General features: G+C 73.8%; 8 protein-coding genes and 1 riboswitch. Of the genes, 2 read left to right on the top strand and 6 right to left on the bottom strand.

All coding sequences use genetic code 11. The annotated features are described in order from the left end of the window. The 3 genes from E1283_RS29585 to E1283_RS29575 all read right to left on the bottom strand — a co-directional run. A partial coding sequence (locus tag E1283_RS29585; protein ID WP_132821236.1) for a hemerythrin domain-containing protein occupies positions 1 to 461 on the bottom strand: 461 nt, incomplete at its 3' end. Between the two features lie 93 nt (positions 462 to 554). Further along, on the bottom strand, positions 555 to 1115 hold the full coding sequence (locus E1283_RS29580) for a TetR/AcrR family transcriptional regulator (protein ID WP_132821235.1): 561 nt from the start codon (positions 1113 to 1115) through the stop codon (positions 555 to 557). Positions 1116 to 1122: 7 nt separating this feature from the next. Beyond that, complete coding sequence (locus tag E1283_RS29575) at positions 1123 to 1659, bottom strand: sugar O-acetyltransferase (protein WP_132821238.1); 537 nt, start codon at positions 1657 to 1659, stop codon at positions 1123 to 1125. 98 nt (positions 1660 to 1757) lie between these two features. Here E1283_RS29575 and E1283_RS29570 point away from each other — a divergent pair, with 98 nt between their 5' ends. Next, positions 1758 to 3029 carry an MFS transporter gene (locus tag E1283_RS29570; RefSeq protein WP_132821234.1) on the top strand — a complete coding sequence of 424 codons (1272 nt, stop codon included), beginning with the start codon at positions 1758 to 1760 and terminating at the stop codon, positions 3027 to 3029. Between the two features lie 59 nt (positions 3030 to 3088). Here the strand turns inward: E1283_RS29570 and E1283_RS29565 are convergent, their stop codons facing one another. The 3 genes from E1283_RS29565 to E1283_RS29555 are packed head-to-tail and all read right to left on the bottom strand — an operon-like array spanning position 3089 to position 5516. Further along, positions 3089 to 3709, bottom strand: a complete 621-nt coding sequence (locus tag E1283_RS29565) for an L-threonylcarbamoyladenylate synthase (protein WP_132821233.1) — start codon at positions 3707 to 3709, stop codon at positions 3089 to 3091. A gap of 49 nt (positions 3710 to 3758) precedes the next feature. Continuing rightward, entirely contained in the window at positions 3759 to 4490 is a 732-nt protein-coding gene (locus E1283_RS29560) for a hypothetical protein (protein WP_132821232.1), read from the bottom strand. Positions 4491 to 4523: 33 nt separating this feature from the next. Then, a complete protein-coding gene (locus E1283_RS29555; RefSeq protein WP_243745191.1) occupies positions 4524 to 5516 on the bottom strand; it encodes a GlxA family transcriptional regulator in 993 nt (330 codons plus the stop codon). A gap of 98 nt (positions 5517 to 5614) precedes the next feature. On the opposite strand from E1283_RS29555, the gene E1283_RS29550 reads away from it, so the two are divergent. Beyond that, the gene (locus E1283_RS29550; RefSeq protein ID WP_132821231.1) at positions 5615 to 6076 is read left to right on the top strand and encodes a hypothetical protein; all 462 of its coding nucleotides are present in this window, start codon (positions 5615 to 5617) and stop codon (positions 6074 to 6076) included. 112 nt (positions 6077 to 6188) lie between these two features. Beyond that, positions 6189 to 6373, top strand: a riboswitch (cobalamin riboswitch). Positions 6374 to 6425 lie beyond the last annotated feature (52 nt).

The following is a 6425-nucleotide window of genomic DNA, read 5'->3' as shown; positions in this document are numbered from 1 at the left end:
GCCGCCCACCTCGGCATCGAGCAGCCGACCGCCGCCCGCAGCCTGGCGCCCATCTCCCGCCGCTCCTCGATCGAGCGGCCGGCCCGCACGGCGGGAAACTCCTCGTGCTCCTCCCGCTCCGCGTGCCGCAGCACCGCCAGCTCGAAGTCCAGGAAGGTCCGGTCGAACTCGGCGCTGTCCACGTCCATCCGCTCCAGCAGCACCAGCGTCCGGTTGGCGTCCTGCTCCTCCAGGTTCCTGGTGTCCGCCTCCAGCTCACCCGCCGTGGCCGCGGCGACCGGCCTGAGGATCATCTCCTCGGCCGTCTCGTGCACCGCGAGCAGGGCCCGCAGCTCCTCGAACGCCCGCTGCCTGGACGCCCCCCTGGCGCCCTTGACGTCGGTGAAGAGCTCCCGGATGTGGGCGTGCTGGTCGATCAGCATGTCGATCACGTCGTCGTCCTGGCGCGCGCTCGCGGTCATGCGCCTGCCCTCCTCGCTCCGTGCGGCCCGGCCGCCGGTCGATGCCGAGCGGACCGAGTACCCGGGAACGGCCCCCCGACACGTCGGCGGCCGTCACGGTGCCCCGGGACCCGCGATGCGCCCGACGGCCGTGGCCACCACGGCGGGGTCGTGGGCCTCGGTGTCCAGGGCCCGGTGGATGGTCAGGCCCTCGATGAGGGCGTCGAGCAAGCGTGCGGTCGTGGGGTCGAAGTGGCGTTCCAGCGCGCGCCGGCTCCGGGCCATCCAGGCGTTGGTGATGTCCCGGAAGGCGGGCTCGCGGGCCGCCAGGGTGTAGAGCTCGTGCGTCAGCACCAGGTCGCGCTGGTCGGTCAGCACGTCGCGGGTGATGAGGTCGACGACCGCCCGCTGGGCGGCGTCGAGGTCGCGGGCGGCGGCCATGACCTGTTCGAAGCCGTCGCTCACGGAGGTGGCGAAGCGGCCGAACGCCTCGTGCAGCAGCTCGTCCATGCCCGTGAAGTGGTACGTCATCGACCCGAGCGGCACGCCCGCCCTGGCGGCCACCCGGCGGTGCGAGGTGCCGGCGACGCCGGCCTCGGCGATCACGTCCAGGCAGGCGTCGATGATCCGGTCGCGGCGGCCCGGGTCGCTGCGCCCGGTCGCGGTGGGGGACACGGCGGCCTCAGATCTCCCGGACGACGCGGGCGGGGTTGCCCACCGCCACCACGTTCGCCGGGAGGTCGCGGGCGACCACGGCTCCGGCGCCGACGACGGTGTTGTCGCCGATGGTCACTCCGGGGCAGACGGTCACCCCGCCGCCGAGCCAGACGTTGTCGCCGAGCGTGATGGGCCTGGCCGCCTCCAGCTTGTCCCGGCGCGGCCCGGGCTCGACGGGGTGGGTCGGGGTCAGGAGCTGGACGTTGGGGCCGATCTGGCAGTCCTCCCCGATGGTGATCGCCGCCACGTCGAGGGCGGTCAGGTTGAAGTTGACGAAGGTGCGCGCGCCGATGTGGACGTTCTCGCCGTAGTCGACGAACAGCGGGGGCCTGACCACGGCGTCCTGACCGAGGCTCCCGAGCACCTCGGCCAGGATCTCCCGGGCACGCTCCTCCCGGCCGGCGACCACCTCCAGCCGGTAGTCCTCGAGCAGCCGCACGGCCCGCCGCGCGATGGCGGCGCTCTCCGGGTCGTCGGCGACGTAGAGCTCACCGGCGAGCATCCGCTCCCGGTTCGTGCGCGGATCCCCGGCGAAGTAGTCGTTGTAGTCGTTCGTATTCACGCGTACGATCGTACACTCCGAGGTGTACGATCGTACGCGTGACTGTGGACCTGGCGCCCGCACCGGGGCCGACCGAACGGCGGGCCCGGGTGGCCGTGGCCGCGCTGTTCTTCACCAACGGAGCCCTGTTCGCCAACCTTGTCCCCCGCTTCCCGCAGATCAAGTCCGACCTCGGCATCGACAACGCCACCTACGGCCTCGCCGTCGCGGCCTTCCCCGCCGGGGCCATCGCGGCCGGGCTGGCCGCCGGGATCCTCATCCGCCGGCTCGGCTCGGCCCGGGTGGCCGTCGTCGGCACCGTCCTCACCGGCGCCGGCGCGCTGGTGGCCGGCACCGCGCCCTCCGTGGCGGCGTTCGCCGGCGCGCTGCTGCTGGCCGGCGCGATGGACGCGATCACCGACGTCGCCCAGAACGCGCACGGCCTCCGGGTGCAGCGCCGCTACGGGCGCTCCATCATCAACGGCCTCCACGCCGTCTGGTCCGTCGGCGCCGTCACCGGCGGCGCCATGGCCGCCGGCGCCATGGCGCTCGACCTGTCGCCCGGCGCCCACCTCGGCACCTCCGTGATCCTGTTCTCGGCGGTCGCGCTCGTCGCCCTGCGCTTCTGCCTGCCGGGCTCCGAGGCGCGGCCGGACGACGCGCCGGCCGCCGCCTCGACCGGCGCCGGGTCGGCGGCGAACCCGGCGCGGCGGCGTACCGCGCTCGTGCTCTCCGCGCTGGTGGTCGTCGCCATCGCCGGCGCCCTCGTCGAGGACGCCGGAAGCTCGTGGGCCGGCGTGTACCTCGCGGACTCGCTGCACGCCCCCGCCGCGCTGGCGGCGAGCGGCTACGTCGCGATGGTCGGCGCCCAGTTCGTCGGGCGCCTCGTCGGCGACCGGCTCGTCGACCGCTTCGGCCAGCGCGCCGTCGCCCGGGCCGGCGGGCTGGTGGCCGCCTCGGGCATGGGCCTGGCCCTGGCGTTCCCCACGGTCCCCGGCACCCTGCTCGGCTTCGCCGCCGCCGGCCTCGGCGTCGCCACGCTGGTGCCCGCCGCCATGCACGAGGCCGACGAGCTGCCCGGCCTGCGGCCGGGCGTCGGCCTGACCGTCGTCTCCTGGCTGCTCCGCCTCGGCTTCCTGTGCTCACCGCCGCTGGTCGGCCTGGTCGCCGACGCCACCGAGGTGCGCCTCGGCCTCCTCGTCGTCCCCGCCGCCGGGCTGCTCGCCCTCGGCTTCGCCGGCGTTCTCCGGCCACGGCGGCCGGTGGCCCCGGCCCCCGACCGTGCCGCGGCGCCGGCGGTCGCGGCGCGCTCCGGGGAGCCGACCCCCTGACCGGAGAGCCGACCCCCCGACGGGCAGGGCCCGGGGCCCGCGTCCCGGGCCGTGCCGCGCTACTCGAACGGGGTGGGGTCGCCCGCGCCGCGCCGAACCAGCTCGGGCGCCCCCTCGGAGAAGTCCACGACCGTGGTCGGTTCGAGGCCGCAGTCGCCGGAGTCGAGTACCGCGTCCACCACGTGGTCCAGGCGCTCCTTGATCTCCCAGCCGTAGGTGAGGGGTTCCTCCTCGCCGGGCAGCAACAGCGTGCTCGACATCAGCGGTTCCCCCAGCTCGGCCAGCAGCGCCTGGGCGGCGACGTGCTCCGGGATCCTGACCCCGACGGTCTTCCGCTTCGGGTGCAACAGCCTGCGCGGCGCCTCCTTCGACGCCGGCAGGATGAACGTGTAGCTGCCGGGCGTCGCCGCCTTGATCGCGCGGAACGCCGTGTTGTCCATCCGGACGAACTGCCCCAGCTGCGCGAAGTCCCGGCACACCAGGGTGAAGTGGTGCCGGTCGTCGAGGCGGCGGATGGCCCGGATCCGTTCCAGGCCGGCGCCGTCCCCGAGCCGGCACCCCAACGCGTAGCACGAGTCCGTCGGATAGACGATCAGCCCGCCGTCCCGGACGACGTCGGCCACCTGCCCGATCGTCCGCCGCTGTGGGTTCTCCGGATGCACATCGAAGTACTTCGCCATCCCGCGAGCCTAGGGCCTGCGGCGGCGTGCTCCGGCGCCGCCCGACGCCTCAGGACAGGAAGCCGCCGTACCGGCCGTTCCTGATCCCGTTCTTCTGCGTCTGGTTGAAGTGGCAGTTCGGGTAGTCGTAGAACGACGCCGACATCGGCGTGCCGTCGGTGAACGACGAGTCGGGCAGCCCGAGGGCGTGGCCCAGCTCGTGCACCATGCCGCCGTACCACCGGTTCATGTTGCCGCCGATGCCCGCCGCGCCGTCCGCGTCGTGGCCGCTGAGGATCACCCAGCCGGCGCCGCCGCCACCGCCCGAGACGCCCTGCTTCTCGGCGCTGATCTCACCGACGCACAGCCAGCGCGAGTCGGGGGACACCAGGCCGAACCTGGACATCAGCTCCTGCTGCATGTTGAAGACCACCCACCAGTACTCCTCGCCGCCGTTCGGCGTGTTCTCGTACCAGGACCGCGGGTGGTTGCCGGCGACGACCTCCACCACCGGCTCGTTCAGGGTGAACGTGACGCCGAGCTCCTGCTGGTAGTAGCGCCGCGACTCCCGCATCACGCCGGCGATGCCGTCGGGGTACCGCTGGTCGTTCGCCACGTCCGACGGCCTGAGCCAGAAGACCCGAACCGTCCCGTTCGGCGGGGCGGCCGCCGCCCGGGCGGTGCCCGCCAGGGCCGTCGAACCCAACGTCGCCACGCCGCCCGCCGCCGCGGCCAACACCGCGCGGCGTGTGAACCTGCAAGTCTGCACCGGACGTTCCTCCTCGATGAGAAGTGTGCCCATGACAAAAAACAAGCTAGCAGCGAAGGGCCGCCGCTACTCCGCGCGCGTCGTCGGCTCGGCGGGGAACGCGCTGGCCTGGGTCAGGCGGTAGCGCGAGGGCGGCATCCCGTACCGGTCGACGAACGCCTGCCTGAGGGTCTCGGCCGAGCCGAAGCCGCACCGGCTCGCGACGGTGGCCATCGGCAGCGACGTGGTGACCAACAGGTGGGCGGCGGCCTCGGTGCGGGCCCGGCGGACGAACCGCCCCGGGGTCTGGCCGAGCTCCCGCAGGAAGAGCCGGGTCAGATGGCGCTCGCTCACCCCGGCGCCGGCCGCCAGCGTGGCCGTGGCCAGGTCGCCGTCCGGCTGACCGGTGATCCGTGCCACGACCCGCCTCACCAGGCCGTCGGCGAGCGGCGGGTGCTCGGTGAACATGCTCATCTGCGCCTGGTTGCCCGGGCGTTGCAGATAGGTCACCAGGTAGCGGGCCACCGTCCTGGCGAGCGCCGCGCCGTGGTCCTCCTCGACGAACGCGAGGGTGAGGTCGAGGGCGCTGGTGACGCCCGCCGCGGTGGCCACGTTGCCGTCCCGGACGAAGATCGGGTCGGCGTCGACGGAGACCCGGGGATGGCGGGCGGCGAGCCGGGGCGCGAACTCCCAGTGGGTGGTGGCGCGCCGGCCGTCGAGCAGGCCGGCGGCGGCCAGCACCTCGGCGCCGGTGCACACGGACGCGACGCGACGGCTCTCCCGCGCGAGACGCCGGACATGGCCGACGAACGCCCCGCTGGCGGCGGCCGCCTCGTGGCCGATGCCGCCCGAGACGACGAGCGTGTCGAGCGGCCCGGTGAGCCGCTCCACGGCCCGCTGGCCCTGCAGCGTCAGCCCGTTGGCGCAGACGATGGGCCGACCCGAGGGGGTGGCCAGGAACACGTCGTAGGGCGGGGCGGCGCCGTGGTGGTTCGCCATGATCAGACTCGTCGTCACGCACGAGATGTCGAGCAACTCGGCGGCGTGGTAGCCGACCACCGCCACTCGTCGTCCGGTCACGGCACGACCCTACGTCGGAAGGACGGGGAGCCCAAGTATCCGGCCCTGCCCACCGCTTCTCCTTGGCGTGCCGGCGGGCCGCCGGGACCGTGGGCACCATGACCAGGACCCGCACCACCCCGACGGCACCCACCGACCCCGATCCGCTCGTCACCGGACGGCGGTGGAGACGGTTCGCGCTGCACTACGCCGAGATGGTCGTCGCCATGTTCGTCGGCATGTTCGCGCTCGCCCCGCTGTGGCCCGCCGTCGGGCTCGACCTCTCCCACGACCACGATCCCGAACTCGCCTATCTGCTGATGGCGTTCGACATGTCGGTCGGCATGGCCGCCTGGATGCGCTTCCGGCGCCACGGCTGGGGTGTGACGCTGGAGATGTGCGGCGCCATGTTCGCCCCGGTCGTGCCGTTGTTCCCCCTGCTGTGGTGGGGCGTGATCGACGGGATGACGCTGATGATGGTGGCGCACACCGCGATGTTCCCGCTCATGCTGGCCGTCATGCTGCGCCGCCGCGACGAGTACGCGCACGACCACGACCACGGCCACGGCATGGCGAGGTAGGTCGTCATGCCGGCCCCCGTCCGCCGGCTCCTGCCGGCCCGACCGCCGGCCGGGAACCGAGCCGTGATCACCGGCGCGGTGGGGGGCGTTGGGGGTGTTGACGTGCCAAGTTCCGCGTGGTGCACTCGACGGTGCCCAACGGCGGCAGGAGAGGAAGCCGGTGTGAGTCCGGCGCGGTCCCGCCACTGTCACCGGGGAGTGCTCTCCCACCCGTAGGTCACGGCCCGCAGGGGCTGGAAGGCCGGGGGAGCGCGGATCCGGGAGCCAGGAGACTCTCACCGTCGGTCGCGTCGAACCAGGGCGAGGACCCTGAGTGAGGACGTTCGCATGCCCGGCCGCCGCCCGCCAC

This window comes from Streptomyces hainanensis (genome assembly GCF_004348415.1).
Taxonomy (GTDB): domain Bacteria; phylum Actinomycetota; class Actinomycetes; order Streptomycetales; family Streptomycetaceae; genus Streptomyces; species Streptomyces hainanensis.
This window is presented reverse-complemented; position numbering and strand designations above follow the sequence as displayed.